The organism is Streptomyces sp. NPDC029674 (genome assembly GCF_044903205.1).
GTDB lineage: Bacteria > Actinomycetota > Actinomycetes > Streptomycetales > Streptomycetaceae > Streptomyces.
Genome location: NZ_JBJDPY010000002.1, coordinates 521,535 through 540,607, shown reverse-complemented (window position 1 = coordinate 540,607; position 19,073 = coordinate 521,535). Strand labels below are relative to the sequence as shown.

Sequence of the window (19,073 nt, the reverse complement as noted above, 5' to 3'; positions counted from 1 at the left end):
GGGGCGCGGACACCCCGAGGAAGGCCTGCGCCCGCATGCTTCTGCTGTTGTCGACCTCCGACACCGACCTGCTCAGCGCCCGCGCGGCGGGAGGCCCGGTCGACTACCGGTTCGCCAACCCGTCCCGCCTCGACCTCGACGGGCTGCCCGCTCTCCTCGACGGCGTCGACCTCGTCGTCGTACGCCTCCTCGGCGGCGTCCGCGCCTGGCAGGACGGCCTCGACCAGCTCATCGCCACCGGCCTCCCGGTCGTCGTGCTCACCGGTGAACAGGCGCCCGACGCCCAGCTGATGGCCTCCTCGACCGTGCCGATCGGCATCGCCGCCGAGGCGCACGCCTACCTCGCGCACGGCGGCCCCGCCAACCTGGAGCAGCTGGCCCGCTTCCTCTCCGACACCGTGCTGCTCACCGGCCACGGCTTCGAGCCGCCCGCGGCCGCCCCCTCCTGGGGCCCGCTGGAGCGCACCGCCCGCGCCGACGTCGAGGGCCCCACGGTCGCCGTGCTCTACTACCGCGCCCACCACATGAGCGGCAACACCGCCTTCGTGGACGCGCTGTGCGGCGCCATCGAGGACGCGGGCGCCCGCGCCATGCCGTTGTACGTGGCTTCGCTGCGCGCCCCCGAGCCCGAGCTGATCGAGGAGCTGCGCGCCGCCGACGCCATCGTGACGACCGTCCTCGCGGCGGGCGGCACCAAGCCCGCCGAGGCCTCCGCGGGCGGCGACGACGAGTCGTGGGACGCGGGCGCGCTGACCGGCCTGGACGTGCCGATCCTCCAGGCGCTGTGCCTGACCGGGTCGCGCTCCGCGTGGGAGGAGAACGACGAGGGCGTCTCGCCGCTGGACGCCGCGAGCCAGATCGCGGTCCCGGAGTTCGACGGGCGGCTGATCACGGTCCCCTTCTCCTTCAAGGAGATCGACGAGGACGGGCTTCCCGCGTACGTCGCGGACGCCGAGCGGGCGGCCCGGGTCGCCGGCATCGCCGTACGGCACGCACGCCTGAAGCACATCCCGGCCGCCGACAAGCGCCTCGCGCTGGTCCTCTCCGCGTACCCCACCAAGCACTCCCGCATCGGCAACGCGGTCGGCCTCGACACCCCCGCGTCCGCCGTGGCGCTCCTGCGCAGGCTCATCGCCGAGGGTTACGACTTCGGGCCCGAGGCCGACATCCCGGGTCTCGTCTCCGGCGACGGCGACGAGCTGATCCGCGCGCTCATCGACGCGGGCGGCCACGACCAGGAGTGGCTCACCGAGGAGCAGCTCGCCGCCAACCCGGTGCGCATCCCGGCCGCCGACTACAAGCGGTGGTACGCGACGCTGCCGCAGGAGCTGCGCGACTCCGTCGAGCAGCACTGGGGGCCGCCGCCCGGCGAGATGTTCCTGGACCGCTCGCGCGTGGGCAACGGCGGCGACCCGGAGGGCGACATTGTGCTGGCCGCCCTGCGCCGCGGGAACCTCCTCATCCTCATCCAGCCGCCGCGCGGCTTCGGCGAGAACCCCATCGCGATCTACCACGACCCGGACCTGCCGCCGTCGCACCACTACCTGGCGGCGTACCGCTGGATCGCGGCGTCCGCGGCGGACGGCGGCTTCGGCGCCGACGCGATGATCCACCTCGGCAAGCACGGCAACCTGGAGTGGCTGCCCGGCAAGAACGCGGGCCTCTCCGCCGCCTGCGGCCCCGACGCCGCGCTCGGCGACCTGCCGCTGATCTACCCGTTCCTGGTCAACGACCCGGGCGAGGGCACCCAGGCCAAGCGCCGCGTGCACGCCACGCTCATCGACCACCTGGTGCCGCCGATGGACCGCGCCGACTCCTACGGCGACATCGCGCGCCTGGAGCAGCTCCTCGACGAATACGCGCAGATCAGCTCGATGGACCCGGCGAAGCTGCCGGCGATCCGCGCGCAGATCTGGACGCTCATCCAGGCCGCGAAGCTCGACCACGACCTGGGCCTGGAGGACCGTCCGGACGACGACGGCTTCGACGACTTCCTGCTGCACGTCGACGGCTGGCTCTGCGAGATCAAGGACATGCAGATCCGCGATGGCCTGCACGTGCTCGGTACCGCCCCGGCGGGCGCCGCCCGCGTCAACCTCGTCCTCGCGATCCTGCGGGCCCGCCAGATCTGGGGCGGCACGTCCGCGCTGCCCGGTCTGCGCGAGGCCCTCGGTCTCGACGAGTCCGCTGCGACGCGCACCACCGCCGACGCGGCCGAGGACAAGGCCCGCGAGCTGGTCCAGGCGATGGACGACGCGGGCTGGGACCTCGCCGCGCTCCCCACCGACCAGGGTGAACAGGTCGCCGCCGTCCTGGAGTTCGCGGCCCGCGAGGTCGTCCCGCGCCTGGCGGCCACCACCGCCGAGCTCGACCACTCCGTGCACGCCCTCAACGGCGGCTTCGTCCCGGCGGGCCCCTCGGGCTCCCCGCTGCGCGGCCTGGTCAACGTCCTGCCGACCGGCCGCAACTTCTACTCGGTCGACCCGAAGGCAGTCCCGTCCCGCCTCGCGTGGGAGACGGGCCAGGCCCTCGCCGACTCCCTCATCGAGCGGTACAAGACGGACAACGGCGAGTACCCCACCTCCGTGGGCCTCTCCCTGTGGGGCACCAGCGCGATGCGCACGGCGGGCGACGACGTCGCCGAGGCCATGGCGCTGCTCGGTGTCCGCCCGGTCTGGGACGACGCGTCGCGCCGCGTCACGGGCCTGGAGGCCATCCCGTACGAGGAGCTGGGCCGCCCCCGCATCGACGTGACGCTGCGCATCTCGGGCTTCTTCCGCGACGCGTTCCCGCACACGATCGGCCTGCTCGACGACGCGGTGCGGCTCGCCGCCTCGCTGGACGAGCCCGCCGACCAGAACTACGTACGGGCGCACGCCCAGGCCGACCTCGCCGAGCACGGCGACGAGCGCCGGGCCACCACCCGCATCTTCGGCTCCCGCCCCGGCACGTACGGCGCGGGCCTGCTCCAGCTCATCGACTCCCGCGACTGGCGCACCGACGCGGACCTCGCCGAGGTCTACACGGTGTGGGGCGGTTACGCCTACGGCCGCGGGCTCGAAGGCCGCCCGGCGCGCGCCGAGATGGAGACCGCGTACAAGCGCATCGCCGTCGCCGCGAAGAACACCGACACCCGCGAGCACGACATCGCGGACTCGGACGACTACTTCCAGTACCACGGCGGCATGGTCGCGACCGTGCGCGCGCTGCGGGGCACGGCCCCCGAGGCGTACATCGGCGACTCGACGCGCCCCGAGACGGTCCGCACCCGCACGCTGGTGGAGGAGACCTCGCGCGTCTTCCGCGCCCGCGTGGTCAACCCCAAGTGGATCGAGGCGATGCGCCGCCACGGCTACAAGGGCGCCTTCGAACTCGCCGCCACCGTGGACTACTTGTTCGGGTACGACGCCACGACGGGCGTCGTCGCCGACTGGATGTACGACAAGCTCACGGAGACGTACGTCCTGGACCCGACGAACCGTCAGTTCCTCCAGGAGGCCAACCCCTGGGCCCTGCACGGCATCGCGGAGCGCCTCCTGGAGGCGGAGTCGCGCGGCATGTGGGCCAAGCCGGACCCGGCGGTGCTCGAAGCTCTGCGGCAGGCCTACCTGGAGACCGAGGGCAACCTGGAGGACGCCGGCGGCGACGAGGGCTGACCCCTCGACGTCCCCGACGCCCCCGGCGGCCGGTCGTCAGTCGGACGACCGGCCCGGACCCTCGTCCAGCCAGGCCAGCGCGGCCGTGGTGAGCGCGGTGACCCCGGTGTCCAGGGTCGGTTCGACGAGCGGCGCGAAGAGCGGCGAGTGGTTGGACGGCACGTCCCGCTCGAAGGTGCCCGCCTTCTGCGCGGCGACGACCGTCGCCGGGTCGGCGCCGCCGAACAGCCAGTAGCAGAGCGGGATGTCGCGCTCCGCGGAGGTCGCGAAGTACCCGACGTCCTCGCTGCCGGTCACCGGGCCGGGGTCGAGGATCCGGTCCGCGCCGATCGTCGCGCCGATCGCGGCCATGGTCCTCTCCACGGCGGCCGCGTCGTTGTCGAGGACCGGGAACGAGTCGATCTCCGTGATCTCGGGCTCCTTCTCCGCGCCCGCGGTCGCCGCCTCCCCCTTGACGATCCGCTCGACGGCGGCGAGGACCCGCGCCCGCACCTCGGGCGTGTACGTCCGGATGTTGATCTTGAGCTCGGCCTCGTCCGGGATGATGTTGTCCTTCGTGCCCGCCTGGAGCGAGCCGACGGTCACCACGGCGGTCTCACCGCCCGCGATCTCCCGGGACACGATGGTCTGCAGCCGCATCACGGTCGAGGCGGCCATCACCACGGGGTCGATCGACGCCTCGGGACGCGAGCCGTGCGCGCCCTTGCCGAACATCCGCACGCGCAGGGCGTCGGTCGCCGCGAAGGCGGGGCCCGGATGCGCGCCGATCATCCCGGCGGGCAGCGGCGCGACGTGCTGCCCGAGCACGACGTCCGGGACGCCGAACCGCTCGTAGAAGCCGTCGTGGACCATCGCCTGCGCGCCCTTCGCCACCTCCTCGGCGGGCTGGAAGACGCCGACGATCCGGCCCGACCAGCCGGCGCGGGCGTCCGCGAGCAGCTTCAGCGCGCCCAGCAGGCAGGTGACGTGCATGTCGTGGCCGCAGGCGTGCATCACCCCGTCGTTGACGGACGCGTACGGAAGTCCGGTGCGCTCCGTCACGGGCAGCGCGTCGAAGTCGGCGCGCAGCAGGACGGTCGGCCCCGCACCGTTCTCCAGGACGGCGACCACACCGGTGCGGCCGACGCCGGTCGTCACCTCGTACCCGTACGAGGCGGCGCGGCGCGCGACCTCGGCGGCGGTGCGGTGCTCCTCGAAGGACAGCTCGGGGTGGGCGTGCAGATCGCGGTAGAGCTCACCGAGCTCCCCCTTGATGGCGTCGAGGCCCCGCAGGGCGGAGGCGTTCCGTTCGGCGGCGGTCATGTCACGCTCCTCGTCTGTCGTACTCCCGCCACCCTACGTACGACGGAACCGGTCCCCCCTGCGGCACGTCACTCCAGTCGTCGATGAAGACCGGAAAGGGACCGCCGCGCCATGACCACTCCCCCGCCCGCCGCATACGCCGCACGGCACCTCTACATCGCCCGGCACGGCGAGGCCACGCCCGACGAGAGCGGGCTGACGGAGGGCGGCGTCCGGCAGGCCGTGCTCCTCGGCGAGCGCCTCCGGGGCGTGCCGCTCTCCGCGATCCACCACGGCCCGCTCCCCCGCGCCGAACGGACGGCCCGCCTGATCGGCGACCGGCTGACCGGCGCCGTACCGCTGCACCGCTCGGCCCCTGCGGGCGACTACCTCCCCTACATCCCCCACAAGGACGAGCTGGCCCCGGAGACGGCCGACGCGACGCTGGCGCGCCTGGCGGAGTTCCCCGAGGCGGAGCGCGAGGACGGCCCCGCACTGGCCCGGGAGGCCCTCGCCCGCTTCACCGGCCCCGTTCCCGGCGACGAGCCGCGCCACGAGCTGCTCGTCACCCACAACTTCCTGATCGGCTGGCTGGTCCGCGCCGCGCTGGAGACCCCACCGGCGCGCTGGCTGGGTCTCAACCACTGCAACGCCGCTCTGACGGCCATCCGTTACACCCCGGGCCGTCCCGCCTCCCTGGTGTTCTACAACGACATGAGCCACCTGCCCGAGGAGCTGCGCTGGACCGGATTCCCCCCGGAGCTCCGTGCCTGAGTAGCCATCAGGGAGCCGTCGGGAGAACGATGTTGTTGATCAGCGGGCCTTCGACCGAGACTCCTTCGTTGATCAGCGTGTCGACGACAGGCAGCGGAATGGGATTCGCCGGGACCGCGGCGGCAGCCGGTGCGGCGACGGCAGCGGCGACGGAGACGAGCAGCCCGGCGGCAAGGGCGCCGACGACGGCGTGACGGGACATGCGACTGCCTTCCTGTATGCGGAGGTCGGTGCGAACCGGGGAGCGGGCGACGACCCGTTCGTATGATCGTCGGTGACTTCCTGCCCGCGCCGGGGTTACACAGGGCGAACGGGCCGCGCTCGACGGCCCGGACGCGCACGTTTCAAGGAGGCCGCGGTGAACGGCAGTTGGGCACGGAAGATGTCCCGTTGGGCGCTGGTCACGGCGATGACGGCCACGCCGGCCGTACTGTGCTCCGGCACGGCGCACGCCGACGAGACACACCACAACTCGCACAACGCGCCCCGGGTCGCGCTGATCGACGTCGGCCAGATCGACGACCCCCTGGAGGACGTGCTGGAACACACCCTGCTCTTCGGCGACGGCTACCGGTGGGGCTGAGAGCCTGACGGCGCCGGCCCGCACTTGCGCGACCCCGCCGGGAAGCACAAGTGCGGTGCGGGTGCGGGCGTTTGCTCAGATCACGGCGCGAGGCACGTCGTGCCCGGGATCTCCGCGGGGACGCCGGGGCTCGCCGGATCGATGAGCGACGTGACGTCACCGGCCGCCGCCGCCAAACAGTCGACGGTGGCCACGGGATCCGGGACCGCACTGGCGGGCGCCGCGAGGACTCCCAGCAGGGCGACGGCACCCAGGATGACGGCAGCGGTACGGCGCATGTGAACTCTCCTTCAAGTCAGCGGAGTTGCCTTCGGCTCGACGATCAACGCGAGCCGCTCCGTGACTCCCCAACCCGAGAACCCGATACGCCCCATATCACCCGTACGTGAAAGAAGTAACGATTCACCTGGCTCAGCTCTGTCCGCCCGCGGCGGCGGCCATGAGCAGGGCCGCCGATTCCGGGGACGCCTCCGGCTCCACGACCACCAGGTCCCAGCGCCCTCGGCCGGGGGCGAGCAGGACGACGGTGTGCGGGAGTGACGACGCGAGGTTCCTGTGCAGTCGTACGGGCTGCCCGGCGACGACCATCCGGCCGGGCGGCTCGGTCCACATCGCCCCGTTGACCGTGACGTTGCCGATGGGCCCCCACTGCGGTGGCAGACCGGCGAGCAGCCCGGGGAGTTCGGCGAGCACGTCGTACGAATACGGCCACCACGCTCCGTCGATGGCCCGTGGCAGAGCACCGTGCGGAGCCAGCCGCAGCCGCAGGAGGGGCTGGGACCGGGCTTGGGAGTAGGGAGGGACCTGGGTTCGGGGCTCGGAGCGGGTCCGGGTCGTGGAGTGGTACGGGAGTTCCGGGGCGATGGCCATGATGTCCCTCTCGATTGCCTTTCCTCGATGGGCTGTTCGACCTTCAGGAACGACGACGGGCGGCGATCCGCGACCGCGTCGGCCAGCGCACGTCGTCCACCCAGCCCAGGCGTTCGAAGAGACGGATGGCGGCGGCCGACGGGTCGACCTGACCGCGGTCGACGCCGTGCCGGGCACTGGTGGGGTCGGCGTGGTGGAGGTTGTGCCAGCTCTCCCCGAAGGAGAGCAGGGCCAGCGGCCACAGGTTGGTGGCCCGGTCATGGCGCCTGGTGCGGAACGGACGCTCACCGATCATGTGACACAGCGAGTTCACGCTCCAGGTCACATGCTGAAGCAGGGCGACGCGCACGATCCCCGCCCACAGCAACGCCGTTACCCCGTACAGCCAGGAACCGCCGATCGCCCAGCCGAGACCGAACGGCAGCGCGAGCGTGAGGACGCACAGCATCGGGAAGGCGCGGGACACGGCACGGATGTCGCGGTCGGCGAGGAGATCGGGGGCGTAACGCTCCGCCGGGGTCTGCTCGTTGCGGAACAGCCAGCCGACATGAGCGTGCAGCAGCCCCCGCAACTGGCCGCGCAGGCGCGTGCCGTAGCGGTACGGCGAGTGCGGGTCGCCGGGCCGGTCGGTGAAGGCGTGGTGCCGCCGGTGCGTGGCGACCCAGCCGATCACGTCACCCTGGAAACTCATGGACCCGGCCACCGCGAGTGCGTAGCGCAGGGGGCGCGCGGCCCGGTAGGAACCGTGGGTCAGCCCGCGGTGGAAGCCGACCGTGACGCCGAGACCGGTGACCACGTAGAAGACGGCGAAGAGCAACACGTCGACGGGGTGGACGAGACGGCCCCACAGCAGCCAGCCGGCCAGGCCGAGCGCCACGAACGGCAGGGCGACGATCAGCGCCGTCACCATGACGTACAGCCGTTCACCGCCGCTTCGCCCGCGCTGCGGCCCGTCGGGCGGGAAGGGCGACGTGCCGTCGTAACTCTCGGGCGGCGGCTGGTCGGTGAGCGGCGGGGACGCCGGTGGGCGTGTGCCTGAAACGAGCGACATGCGGGGGACCTCGGCCTCGGTGCGATGACGCGGCCGGGGTCCTGGGCTGCCTCTGTGGAAGGAGTTGCGCGAGGGCCGAGCCGGTCGGTCAGGACACCGGCACACGAAGTGCCCTCGCCACTTCAACGGTACTCCTCCGACGCCGTATTGCCGTCGGCTCGGCAAGGAAGCGGTCCGGATCGCCCGGGTATCGCGTTGACACGGACCGCCACCGGACGTTGACTGGCTGCACGGCGCAGAGCCATGTCGCTACGGAACGCCGGCCAGGAACGGGCCGCCGAGAAGACCGAAGAACGCCTGAACGCGGACGGAAGCGGCACCGATGATGTACGACCAGAGACGCGCCCAGCAGCCCGCGGACCAGCCACGGGGGCGTACCGAACCCGCCGCGGCGGGGTCCGGGCCGCTGCTGCCCTCGGACGAGCGCGACAAGATCACCCGGCGCCTCGGCCGCGCCATCAACACCTTCGCCGACACCCCGGGCGACGCGCTGGAAGAGGCGGACGCCGCTCTGGACGAGACCGCCGCCCTGCTGATGGAGGCCATCGCGGAACGGAGGCGAGCGCTGCGCGCGGACTGGCAGGGCCAGGACCCCGGCACAGCGGCCGTCGAACTCCGGCTCGCACTGCGCCAGTACCGGGAAATCACCCAACGGCTGCTGCGTCTCTAGGGACAGGCCCTAGGCCACACTGTCCGCGGTGCGGATGGCGGGAGACGGTCCAGGATCTCGAAGTGCAGGCGCAGGCTCGGGTGGCGGAGCAGCCGGAGGGTGATCGACTGCGTGCAGATCAGGCGCAGCCGCCCGCCCTGTCCGGCGCGGGCACGGGTCAGGACCCGTACACCGGCACCGTCCATGAACGTGACATGACGCAGGTCGATCAGCAGGCCGGCGTGGTGCCCGGGCGTCAGCGTGTCGAGGTACGAGGTGATGGCGGGCGCGGTGGAGACGTCGATCTCCCCCCGCAGGCGGACCACGAGGTCCGGGCCGTGCGCGTGCACGGACTCGATGCAGGACGTCGTGGGCGTCGAAGACGACATGACCCTCATTCGGCCGATTACGGTGCGTCCCCCTGGGGACCGGTCGCCAACGGGGTCTGGGCCGGCGCTTCACGGTAATGGCCGGGAAGCGCCTGTCGCGACACTTCAGTCGATCGTCTGCGGCGTCCGCCTTGCACCTGCTAATGGGACCCCCGGGCCTATGGGACGTCCGTGGGGCCGGAGGTGGGCGGGTCGGGGAGGATCAGGTGCTCGTGGACGACGGCGTGGGCGAGCGCCGTCAGGTCGATCTGCCGGGCGTGGGCGTGGGCCCGAAGCAGGGCCAGGGCCTGGCTGCCGGTGAGCGAGTGGCGGTAGCTGATCATGCCGATGGCCTGGTGGACCGTCGCGTCGACGGGCAGCAGCCAGGCGGTGGCGAGGTCGTCCTCGGCCCGCGGGGGCGCCGCGAGGAGCAGGAGGTCGGCGGCGTCGGCGTGGTCCTGGGCGGTGTGCAGATCGGCGTCGGAGATCGGGCCGGGACGGTGCCGGTAGAGGCAGAGGACGAGGCCGGCCTGCCGTGCCGGGTCGCTGCCGTTGAGGATGGGCAGGGCGAAGACCGCGCGGATGTGATGGGCCTTGGCGTCGTGGGCGAAGAACGGCCACTCGCGGGTGGCATCCGGGTCGTCGAGGTCGTCGGCGAGAACCCGGACGCGCCGGCTCAGGGCCTGCACGCACGGCCCCTCTCCGAGGTTGATCTGCAACGCCTCGCCCTGGGCGGCCAGCGGACCGACGGCACACAGCGACACCCGCTGCGCCAGAGCGGCGTCGACCGCCAGCGTCAGGCCCACCGAATAGGCGCCGTGCAGAGCCGAACGGCACGACGCGCCGATGCGGCCCGCCGGGTCGGCGTGGCCCGTGTGACGGGCGGCGAGGACCACGGCTGCCGGCCGTGGGGCGGTCATCGGAATCTCGATGCGGAAACGTGCGGACGAGCCGCCCCGTGGTACGCGGGCATCTTCGTATCCGATCTCCGGCATTCACCGCCGATGCTGCCCCGATCGGAAGCCAATGTCAGGGGGGTGGGCGGCGTTCGCCTGCGGGCAGCTTGCCTCTTCAGCCTACGCCCGGACCCGGCCCGCCACAGGTGTCCGGCGCCCGCCTTCGCCGGAGTGTCCCTAGACTGATACCTGTCGGAGCGCGCCCGCACCACGGGAGTCCTCCTCAAGGCGGCCGCATCCGGAGGTGAACAGCTGTGGGCACCGAAGATCTGGCCGCCGTACTGGAGAGCCTGCGTCCCTCCTACGGTGATGTGGGGCTGATCGGAGCCGATCCGAACCTGTGCGCACAGATCCTGCGGGTGGACGGCATCGCCGTCTCGGCGACGACGGACAGCGGGCTGAGCGAATTGCTGTGGTCCACCGCGGGCGCCAGCGCGCGGCTGGAGGACCTGCAGTTCACCCTGGGCCAGGGGCCGGGAATCGAGGTGGCCGCCTCCGTCGAGCCCGTCCTCGTGCCGGACCTGTCGGCTCTGCCGACGGACCGCTGGCCGGCGCTGTCGCCCGAGGCCGCGGCGCTGGGCATCGGCGCGATCTTCTGCTTCCCGCTGTCCCTCGGCTCCGCCTGCCTGGGCACCATGACCCTGCAGCGCGGGGTGCCCGGGCCGATCCCGGACGCCACCATGGCCGACGTCTCGCTCGTGGCCAACGCCCTCGTCGCCCTCCTCCTCGACGGCGGCGCGCAGCAGACCTCCTTCGCCGACGCCGACGACTCCTCGGACTTCTACCGCGCCGCCGTGCACCAGGCCAGCGGCATGGTCAGTGTGCAGGCCGGGATCTCCTTGGCGCAGGCTCTCCTGCGGCTGCGCGGGTACGCCTACCGGCACGGGCTGCCCGTGGTGGAGGTCGCCGAGGACGTGGTGGCCAGGCGGCTGAGCTTCCAGAATGATGAAAACGGGCCGGACACTCCTGCCGGCGAAGGGACTGAAGGGCCATGACACGTGAAGAACAACTGCTGGCAGCCATGGTCGAGGCCGTAGACACCCTCGTCGACGACTTCGATCTGATCGACTTCCTGCACCAGCTGTGCGACCGGTGCAACGACCTGCTCGACGTCTCCGCCGTGGGCGTCATGCTCGCCGACCCCAGCGGCAGCCTGCAACTGATCGCGGCGTCCGACGAGCACACCCGGCTGCTGGAACTCTTCTCCATCCAGAGCGACCAGGGACCCTGCGTGGAGTGCTCCCGCAGCGGCACCGCCCAGCTCAACATCGCCCTGACATCACCGGTGCAGACGGCCGACTTCCCGCGTTTCGCGGAGCGCGCCCGCCACGCCGGCTTCGTCACCACCCATGCCCTGCCGATGCGCCTGCGGCAGCAGGTCGTCGGCGCGCTGAACCTCTTCGACGTCCGCGACCAGAAGCTCAGCGAACGTGACGCGCGGGTGGCGCAGGCACTGGCCGATGTGGCGACCATCGCCATCCTGCAGCACCGCACCATCGTGCACGGCAACGTCGAGCGGTCCCAGCTGCGGGCCGCTCTGTCGAGCCGCATCGTCATCGAGCAGGCCAAGGGGATACTCGCCGAACGCTGGGGCACCACCCTCGACGAGTCGTTCGACGCCCTGCGCCGCCACGCCCGCAGCCACCAGCAGTCCCTGACCGAGCTGTGCCGTCAGCTCATCGACGGTTCCCTCGACACCTCCGCCATCCGACGCCACTGACCGGACGCTCCGCACCGCTCCTCGCCGCCCGCCCTGCACCTACCCGTCGTAGGGACACCCCGTGAACCAGGACCACCACACCGAGGCCTGGCAGCGCGTCAACGCCGCCGCCCACGGCAGCCCCACACTCGTCACCGGCTGCCGGGCCTGCGCCGACGACCTGGAAGCCGACTTCGCCGGGGTGAGCCTCGTGACCGCCGGCGAGCTGCGCCTGATGGGCGCGGCCACCGACGAGCGCGCCCGGCTGGTGGAGGACGCCCAGCTGGTCACCGGGGAGGGGCCGTGCACCGACGCCTTCACCCGCCGTACCCCCGTCGAAGTGCAGGACCTGCGGCAGGCGGCGGTCCGCTGGCCCGCCTACGCCCCCGTCGCCTGCGAGCAGGGTGCCCGTAGCGTCCTCGCGCTGCCCCTCGCCATCGGCACGCTCGCCATCGGCGCCCTGGACCTCTACCGCTGTGCGCCCACCCGGTTCACCCCCGCGCAGCAGGAGCGGGCCGAGGCCTACGCGCGCGTCCTCGCCGTCCTCGCCCTGTACGAGCACCCCCACCTGCTCACCACCCGGACCCGCCTTGCCCGGCCCGGGCCACAGGGCTTCCCGCCCACCGTCCACATGGCCGCCGGCGTCCTCGCCGCCAAGTACGGGCTCAGCGCCGACGACGCCCTGGCCCGCCTCCGGGCGCACTCCTTCCGGCACAACCAGCCGCTGCTGCGCACCGCCGAGCACGTCCTCGACCACCAGCGTCTCGACTGACCGGCCTCCCCGGCTCCGCCTTCCCGTGCTGGCCCACATGGCGGGCCCGGTGTCATCCGTTCCCCGGTCGGTGCCGTCACGTCGGATTCCCGCATGTCACCCGGTGTTAGGGGTACATGGCGGCCACTACCGCACATAACGACACCACTCCGGAGATTCCTCATGGCCAACACGAAGGTTTCCGACTACATCCTCCAGCGCCTGCGCGAGTGGGACGTGGACCACGTCTTCGCCTACGCCGGGGACGGGATCAACGGCCTGCTCGCCGCGTGGGGGCGGGCCGACAACAAGCCGAAGTTCGTGCAGGCCCGCCACGAGGAGATGGCGGCCTTCCAAGCGGTGGGGTACGCGAAGTTCTCCGGCAAGGTCGGCGTCTGTGCGGCCACTTCGGGCCCGGGCGCGATCCACCTGCTGAACGGCCTGTACGACGCGAAGCTCGACCACGTCCCCGTCGTGGCGCTGGTGGGCCAGACCAACCGCAGCGCCATGGGCGGCTCGTACCAGCAGGAAGTGGACCTCGCGAGCCTGTACAAGGACGTCGCGTCCGACTTCTGCGAGACCGCGACGGTGCCGGAGCAGCTGCCCAACCTCATCGACCGCGCGATGCGCACGGCCTACGCCAAGCGCACGGTCACGGCGATCATCATCCCCGCCGACGTGCAGGAGCTGGAGTACTCCCCGCCGACGCACGAGTTCAAGATGGTGCCGTCGAGCCTGGGCCTCTCGCGTTACGCGCCCGTGCCGGCCGACGAGGACGTCGCGCGCGCCGCCGAGGTGCTGAACTCGGGCGAGAAGGTGGCCGTCCTGATCGGACAGGGGGCGCGTGGCGCCCGCGCCGAGGTCGAGCGGGTGGCGGACGTGCTCGGGGCGGGCGTCGCCAAGGCCCTGCTCGGCAAGGACGCGCTGCCGGACGACCTGCCCTATGTCACCGGTGCGATCGGGCTGCTCGGCACGAGGCCGTCGTACGAGCTGATGCAGGAGTGCGACACCCTGCTGGTGATCGGTTCCAGCTTCCCCTACGCGCAGTTCCTGCCCGAGCTCGACCAGGCGCGGGCCGTGCAGATCGACATCGACCCGCACATGATCGGCCTGCGGTATCCCTTCGAGGTGAACCTCGTGGGCGACGCGCGCGAGACGCTGCAACGGCTCCTGCCGCGGCTGCACCGCAAGGAGAGCAGGGCGTGGCGCGAGAAGGTCGAGAAGAACGTCGCACGGTGGTGGGAGGTCATGCAGCGCCGGGCCGCGGTGGACGCCGATCCCATCAACCCGGAGTACGTCGTGCATGCCCTGGACGGCAAGCTGCCGGGCGATGCCATCCTCTCCGCCGACTCCGGCTCCGCCGCCAACTGGTACGCCCGCCATCTGCGGCTGCGCGACCGGATGCGGGGTTCGCTGTCCGGGACGCTGGCGACGATGGGCCCGGGCGTGCCCTACGCGATCGGCGCCAAGTTCGCGCACCCGGACCGCCCGGCGATCGCCATCGTCGGTGACGGCGCCATGCAGATGAACGGCATGATGGAGATGGTCACCGCCGCGAAGTACTTCCGTGAATGGTCCGACCCGCGCCTGATCGTGGCCGTCCTCAACAACGGCGACCTCAACCAGGTCACCTGGGAGATGCGGGCGATGTCGGGCGCCCCGCAGTTCGAGGAGTCCCAGCACCTGCCCGACCTGCCCTACGCCGACATCGCGCGGTCCATGGGACTCGGCGGCGTGCGGGTGGAGAAGCCCAAGCAGGTCGAGGCGGCCTGGGACCAGGCGCTCGCCGCGGACCGGCCCTTCGTCATCGACTTCCGCACCGACCCGGCCGTCCCGCCGATCCCGCCGCACGCCTCCCTTGACCAGATCGAGGCCGCCGCCTCGGCGATCCTGCACGGCGACAGCGACGCCGGCTCCGTGCTCAAGCAGGGGTTCAAGGCCAAGGTGCAGGAGATGCTGCCGGGCAGCCGGCACCGCGGCGACCGGCCCGGGGCCGGGGAGCACGACAGCGGCGAAGGGAAGAAGTGACCGGTCGTTCCCGGTCGCTTGCTCATCCGTTCGGTCGCGGTCTGCTCGCACACCTCCGGCCCCCCGCATCAGATGGATTCCATCCGATCTGCCCGGATTTCCGGGTGAGAAGGCGACCGTCGGGTACGCGAAGAGTCCAATCGAGTCGTCCGACTCTGGAAGGAGATCACCATGCCGCAGGGTTCCAGCCCCAAGCGAGAGCGTCAGTACGAACACATCAAGGAGGGTGCCGAGAAGCGCGGCACCTCCAAGGGCCGCGCGAAGGAGATCGCCGCGCGCACCGTGAACAAGGAGCGGGCCCGCTCCGGTGAGTCGAAGACCGCGAGCAAGACGTCCACCCAGGACAGGAAGTCCGCCCCGCAGCGCGGCGGCGAGCGCTCGCACAGCGGCTCCCAGGGGCCGACGAAGGACCAGCTGTACGAGGAGGCGAAGAAGCGCGGCATCGACGGCCGTTCGTCCATGAACAAGGACGAGCTCGCCAAAGCCCTCGGCCGCTGACCGCGGCGGACGCGATGAGTGAGTACGAACGTTCGCGCACGATGCCCGCGCTGCCGGAGCACGTTTTCGACCAGGCTGCCGACGTCGAGCAGATGGACGCCTGGCTGCCGCAGGACCTGCACGTGGACGCCGGGGAACCGCCCGCCGTCACCGTGCACGAGGACCGCACCGACCAGGACGTGTCCGCACTCCTGCGGGCCCGGCGCGACCAGATGCGGCTCGAGTGGGGCACCCGCGAGCAGGGCGGCTACACCGGCTGGCTGCAGGTCGCCGGCCTGGACAGCGGCACCAGTGAGGTCACCGTGCACCTCTCGTTCTTCGAGGAGGGGCACGACCCGGGCGAAGAGGCCGTGCACACCGCCCTCGACCGCAGCCTCCAGCGACTGGAGGAACAGGTGCGGCTGCGCGTCGACAACGCGGCCGGCTGACGACGTCGAGAGGCCGGCCGCGTGCTCCACGCGGCCGGCCTCGACGCGGTCGGTGCGGGCCGGATCCAGCCCCTCTTCGATCAACCCTGCCCGTTGCTCGGCCGCAGCTGCCGCATACGGCCGTCGAGTTCCCGCTGGTAGAAGTCGATGAACCCGTCCGGGTCGGGCCCCGCGTTCTGCATGACCAGGCTGTCGAAGCCCGCGTCCACGAACTTCTGCGCCACCTCGACGAACCGTGCCGGGTCCGTGCCGCAGGCGAACTTCTCCAGGATGTCCTCTTCGCGCACGGTCGTCGTCGCGGCGTCGAAGTTGACCGGATTGGGCAGCTCGCTCATGACCTTCCACCCGGTCATAGCCCAGCGTGATGTCTCCAGGGCGGCCTTGGCCCCTTCGTGCTCGTCGGGCGCCCACGCCATCGGCACCTCCGCGTACCGCGGCCCGGAACCGCCGGCCTCCCGGTACTGCCGGACGATCTCGGGCTTGTCCTCCGTGGCGAACAGGCCGTCCCCCAGCTCCGCGGCGAGGGCCGTCGAGGCCTTGCCGCTCGCGGCCACCGCGATCAGCGGAAGCCGCTCGGGAAGGTCGAACACCCGGGCGTCCGCCAGCCGCAGGTGCTTGCCCTCGTACGACTGGTATCCGCCGCGCCACAGCAGCCGGATGATCTCCAGGGCCTCCCTGAGCATCTCGTGCCGGGTGGAGACTGCGTCCGGGAAGCCGACGCCGGTGACGTGCTCGTTGAGCCGTTCGCCCGAGCCGAGGCCGAGGACGAAACGGCCCTCCGACAGCAGGGCGAGGGTGGCGGCCGCCTGAGCGATGATCGCCGGGTGGTAGCGCACCGTCGGGCACGTCACGCCGGTCGCCAGCTCGATCCGTTCGGTCTTCGCCGCGATGCTGCCCAGCACCGTCCAGGCGAACGGCGAATGCCCCTGGTTGTCGAGCCACGGGTGGTAATGATCGCTGATCTCGACGAAGTCGAAGCCCGCCCGCTCCGCCAGAACCGCCTGCCGAACGAGTTCCGACGGACCGAAGGCCTCGGCGGCCAGCTTGTAGCCGATCTTCATGTGCTCTCGTCTCCTTGCGTGTCAGCGCCACTTCTGTCGCATGTCAGCGCCACTTTTGTCCGCATAGAGGTACCCGTCGGCATTCGGGCATAACGCGCACATCCGCCGAGGCCACGCCGACGGCGGCGCCTAGGACGCGCCCACGGCCACCCCGCCGGTCCACGCGGCGCGCAGCGCCTTCTTGTCGACCTTGCCGACCTTGGTCGTCGGCAGCCGGTCCAGCAGGACCGTCTTCCGGGGTGTGTACAGCTCGCCCAGCTCGGCGGTGACCGCCGCGCCGACGGCGTCCGGGTCGACGTCGACGCCCTGCGCGACGGCGAGGAAGACCTGCACGGCCTCCCCGTACTCCTCGTCCGGCACGCCCAGCGCCGCCGCGTTGCGCACTCCGGGCAGCGTGAGCAGGAAGTCCTCGAGGACGCGGGAGTAGACGTTGTCGCTGGTGCTGCCGGTGACGATGATGTCCTTCGCCCGGTCCACGAGATACAGGTGCCCCTCCGCGTCGAGATAGCCCATGTCCCCGGTGCGCAGCCAGCCGTCGCGCAGCGCCTCCGCGGTGCGCTCCGGGTCCTCGTAGTAGCCGAGCATCACGGCCTTGCCGCGGACACACACCTCGCCGACCTGCCGTACGGGCAGCGCCTCCGTGCCGTCCTCGGCCCGGATCTCGATCTCGGTGCCGGATATCGCGCGCCCGCAGCTGCGCCAGAGTTCGGGCCGCCGGGCCGCCTCGGAGGCGAGCTCCTCCGCGCCGAACGTGGCGATTCCGAGCGCCTCCGACTGCCCGTACCCCTGGTAGAGCACCGGCCCGAAGACCTCGACCGTCTGCTGCAGCCGGCTGGGCGAGGAGGCCGCGCCACCGACGACGATCCGCCGCAGCGCGGGCAGCGCTCCCGGCACGCACTCCGGGTGGTCGAGCAGCGCGTACAGCATCGGCGGCACGAACATGGTCGCGGTGATCCGCTCCTCGCGCAGCACGGCCAGCGCGGCGCCCGCCTCGAACTCGGGCAGCACGACGAGGACGGACCCGGTCACCAGCGCCTGCACCGAGGTGAGGTGACCGCTGCCGTGCGTGAGCAGCGTGGCGGCGAGCACGCGGTCGGGGTCCCCCTGGGAGTCCTGGGAGCCCTGGGAGTTTTGTGAGTCCGTCTGCACGTCCTCCGCCAGGTCCACCAGCACGTCGTAGAGCCGGTGGCTGTGCGCGGCGAGCTTGGGGCGGCCGAGGGTGCCGCCGGTGTAGAGCACGGTGATGGCCTCGTCCGCTCCCGGGGCGGGCCCACGGTCCGGCCGCACCTCCGGACACTCGGCCGCCACCGCCAGCAGATCCACGCTCCCGTTCCCGTACTGCTCGCAGGGCCCCAGGCTGAGCAGCACCGGGTCGTGGACGCTGCGCCCGGCGGCATCGGCGGCCCGCTGCGCGAAGAGCGGGTCGGTGACCACGGCGCGCGCCCGCGACTGCTCCACCAGCGCGGCGAGCTCGCCGGGCCCCGGCTCGGGCGGCAGGAACACGACACGGCAGCCGATGAGATGCACGGCGAGCTGCACCAGGACGGAGTCCACCCGATTGGCCAGGAACAGCCCCACGCCGTCACCCGGCGCGAGCCCCTGCCGCCGCAGCGCGTGCCCCAACCGGAACAGCCGCCGCCGAGCCTCCCCCCGAGTAAGCCGCCGCGCCCCCTGGACAAGCGCCTCGGCGCCCTCGTCCTCGTGCCAGTGCTCCAGGATGCGGTCCACATACGTCCGCGGCGCGGACGTTTCCGGTGCATTAACGATCATGAACATATGCAAACATGCGGCGCGGGGGCGGTGATGCCAGAGGGGGCGACTTCGGCCATGCGGGGGCGGAGTACCATGCCCCGGCGCGGTGCCTGCTCGGCGGGGATCGTGCCGGGGCTCGCCGGGCGGCGGGTGGCGATCGTCAGACAGGCCGTGACCAGGACGATGTTCTTCAGGATGTACTGGCCCTCCATCGTCGGGACCAGCGGGGCGTGCAGCCAGACGTCGGACGGCATGAGCAGCAGCGTGGTGAATACGCCTGCCATGTGGGCGAAGAACACGCCCATGGTCAGGCGCGGCAGTCTGCCCGTGAGCAGGCCGATGCCGATCAGTACCTCCATCAGCGCCAGCAAAGGGCCCGATACCGCGGCGGGTACGGTGCCGAGCGTCATGACCGACATGGCGTGGGTGGCGATGTCCTGCGCCGGGCTCATGTCCGGGATGAACTTCAGTGCCCCGAACCACAGGTACAGGAGGCCGACGCTGGCCCGCAGGAGGGTCAGGCTGTGTCGTTGGTATGCGGCCGAGCAGGTGGTCAGCCAGGCCTTCTGACGGGTCGTCCGCCGGTCCCGCGTTCGTATGGTTCGGGTGGTTCGGGTCATGGGCTTCTTCTTCTGGTGGAGTGAAGGGCCGGCTCGGAGCCGGGCGGG

Annotated in this window: 20 protein-coding genes; 10 read left to right on the top strand and 10 right to left on the bottom strand. The window is 71.8% G+C overall.

Features of this window, described 5'->3' with window-relative positions; all coding sequences use genetic code 11:
• Nucleotides 1-35 precede the first annotated feature (35 nt).
• Nucleotides 36-3,656, top strand: a complete 3,621-nt coding sequence (gene cobN, locus ACI2L3_RS06405; RefSeq protein ID WP_404751148.1) for a cobaltochelatase subunit CobN — start codon at nt 36-38, stop codon at nt 3,654-3,656.
• Between the two features lie 36 nt (nt 3,657-3,692).
• Here the strand turns inward: cobN and ACI2L3_RS06400 are convergent, their stop codons facing one another.
• Nucleotides 3,693-4,958, bottom strand: coding sequence for an amidohydrolase (locus tag ACI2L3_RS06400; protein WP_404751147.1), 1,266 nt, complete (start codon nt 4,956-4,958; stop codon nt 3,693-3,695).
• A 111-nt stretch (nt 4,959-5,069) separates the two neighbouring features.
• Here ACI2L3_RS06400 and ACI2L3_RS06395 point away from each other — a divergent pair, with 111 nt between their 5' ends.
• Nucleotides 5,070-5,711 carry a histidine phosphatase family protein gene (locus ACI2L3_RS06395; protein ID WP_404751146.1) on the top strand — a complete coding sequence of 214 codons (642 nt, stop codon included), beginning with the start codon at nt 5,070-5,072 and terminating at the stop codon, nt 5,709-5,711.
• Between the two features lie 7 nt (nt 5,712-5,718).
• Here ACI2L3_RS06395 and ACI2L3_RS06390 read toward each other — a convergent pair whose 3' ends face one another.
• Complete coding sequence (locus ACI2L3_RS06390; RefSeq protein ID WP_404751145.1) at nt 5,719-5,913, bottom strand: hypothetical protein; 195 nt, start codon at nt 5,911-5,913, stop codon at nt 5,719-5,721.
• Between the two features lie 180 nt (nt 5,914-6,093).
• On the opposite strand from ACI2L3_RS06390, the gene ACI2L3_RS06385 reads away from it, so the two are divergent.
• Entirely contained in the window at nt 6,094-6,294 is a 201-nt protein-coding gene (locus ACI2L3_RS06385; protein ID WP_404751341.1) for a hypothetical protein, read from the top strand.
• Nucleotides 6,295-6,374: 80 nt separating this feature from the next.
• Here ACI2L3_RS06385 and ACI2L3_RS06380 read toward each other — a convergent pair whose 3' ends face one another.
• The 3 genes from ACI2L3_RS06380 to ACI2L3_RS06370 form a co-directional block, all read right to left on the bottom strand.
• Nucleotides 6,375-6,572, bottom strand: a complete 198-nt coding sequence (locus tag ACI2L3_RS06380; RefSeq protein WP_404751144.1) for a hypothetical protein — start codon at nt 6,570-6,572, stop codon at nt 6,375-6,377.
• A gap of 133 nt (nt 6,573-6,705) precedes the next feature.
• Nucleotides 6,706-7,164 (bottom strand): DUF5994 family protein, encoded by a 459-nt coding sequence (locus ACI2L3_RS06375; protein ID WP_404751143.1) that lies wholly within the window; start codon nt 7,162-7,164, stop codon nt 6,706-6,708.
• Nucleotides 7,165-7,207: 43 nt separating this feature from the next.
• A complete protein-coding gene (locus ACI2L3_RS06370; RefSeq protein ID WP_404751142.1) occupies nt 7,208-8,215 on the bottom strand; it encodes an acyl-CoA desaturase in 1,008 nt (335 codons plus the stop codon).
• A gap of 322 nt (nt 8,216-8,537) precedes the next feature.
• Between ACI2L3_RS06370 and ACI2L3_RS06365 the strand changes: the two genes are divergently transcribed.
• On the top strand, nt 8,538-8,885 hold the full coding sequence (locus ACI2L3_RS06365) for a hypothetical protein (protein WP_404751141.1): 348 nt from the start codon (nt 8,538-8,540) through the stop codon (nt 8,883-8,885).
• Here ACI2L3_RS06365 and ACI2L3_RS06360 read toward each other — a convergent pair.
• Both ACI2L3_RS06360 and ACI2L3_RS06355 read right to left on the bottom strand, forming a co-directional pair.
• On the bottom strand, nt 8,882-9,253 hold the full coding sequence (locus ACI2L3_RS06360) for an STAS domain-containing protein (protein WP_404751140.1): 372 nt from the start codon (nt 9,251-9,253) through the stop codon (nt 8,882-8,884). The two genes, ACI2L3_RS06365 and ACI2L3_RS06360, sit on opposite strands and share 4 nt — an antisense overlap.
• A gap of 158 nt (nt 9,254-9,411) precedes the next feature.
• Complete coding sequence (locus tag ACI2L3_RS06355; RefSeq protein WP_404751139.1) at nt 9,412-10,152, bottom strand: ANTAR domain-containing protein; 741 nt, start codon at nt 10,150-10,152, stop codon at nt 9,412-9,414.
• 290 nt (nt 10,153-10,442) lie between these two features.
• On the opposite strand from ACI2L3_RS06355, the gene ACI2L3_RS06350 reads away from it, so the two are divergent.
• The 6 genes from ACI2L3_RS06350 (at nt 10,443) to ACI2L3_RS06325 (ending at nt 15,592) form a co-directional block, all read left to right on the top strand.
• On the top strand, nt 10,443-11,183 hold the full coding sequence (locus tag ACI2L3_RS06350) for an ANTAR domain-containing protein (protein WP_404751138.1): 741 nt from the start codon (nt 10,443-10,445) through the stop codon (nt 11,181-11,183).
• Nucleotides 11,180-11,908: an ANTAR domain-containing protein gene (locus tag ACI2L3_RS06345; RefSeq protein ID WP_404751137.1), complete on the top strand. Its 729-nt coding sequence runs from the start codon at nt 11,180-11,182 to the stop codon at nt 11,906-11,908. The genes ACI2L3_RS06350 and ACI2L3_RS06345 overlap by 4 nt, the downstream gene beginning before the upstream one ends.
• Nucleotides 11,909-11,969: 61 nt before the next feature.
• Nucleotides 11,970-12,659, top strand: coding sequence for a GAF and ANTAR domain-containing protein (locus ACI2L3_RS06340; protein ID WP_404751136.1), 690 nt, complete (start codon nt 11,970-11,972; stop codon nt 12,657-12,659).
• Between the two features lie 162 nt (nt 12,660-12,821).
• Nucleotides 12,822-14,666, top strand: coding sequence for a thiamine pyrophosphate-requiring protein (locus ACI2L3_RS06335; RefSeq protein ID WP_404751135.1), 1,845 nt, complete (start codon nt 12,822-12,824; stop codon nt 14,664-14,666).
• 171 nt (nt 14,667-14,837) lie between these two features.
• Nucleotides 14,838-15,164 (top strand): plasmid stabilization protein, encoded by a 327-nt coding sequence (locus tag ACI2L3_RS06330; protein WP_404751134.1) that lies wholly within the window; start codon nt 14,838-14,840, stop codon nt 15,162-15,164.
• A gap of 14 nt (nt 15,165-15,178) precedes the next feature.
• On the top strand, nt 15,179-15,592 hold the full coding sequence (locus ACI2L3_RS06325) for an SRPBCC family protein (protein ID WP_404751133.1): 414 nt from the start codon (nt 15,179-15,181) through the stop codon (nt 15,590-15,592).
• Between the two features lie 80 nt (nt 15,593-15,672).
• On the opposite strand, the gene ACI2L3_RS06320 is transcribed toward ACI2L3_RS06325, so the two are convergent.
• The 3 genes from ACI2L3_RS06320 to ACI2L3_RS06310 all read right to left on the bottom strand — a co-directional run bounded on the left by ACI2L3_RS06320 (nt 15,673) and on the right by ACI2L3_RS06310 (nt 19,025).
• On the bottom strand, nt 15,673-16,653 hold the full coding sequence (locus ACI2L3_RS06320) for a TIGR03557 family F420-dependent LLM class oxidoreductase (RefSeq protein ID WP_404751132.1): 981 nt from the start codon (nt 16,651-16,653) through the stop codon (nt 15,673-15,675).
• 129 nt (nt 16,654-16,782) lie between these two features.
• Nucleotides 16,783-18,423, bottom strand: coding sequence for a class I adenylate-forming enzyme family protein (locus tag ACI2L3_RS06315; protein ID WP_404751131.1), 1,641 nt, complete (start codon nt 18,421-18,423; stop codon nt 16,783-16,785).
• Nucleotides 18,420-19,025, bottom strand: coding sequence for a DoxX family protein (locus tag ACI2L3_RS06310; RefSeq protein ID WP_404751130.1), 606 nt, complete (start codon nt 19,023-19,025; stop codon nt 18,420-18,422). The genes ACI2L3_RS06315 and ACI2L3_RS06310 overlap by 4 nt, the downstream gene beginning before the upstream one ends.
• Nucleotides 19,026-19,073: the final 48 nt, after the last annotated feature.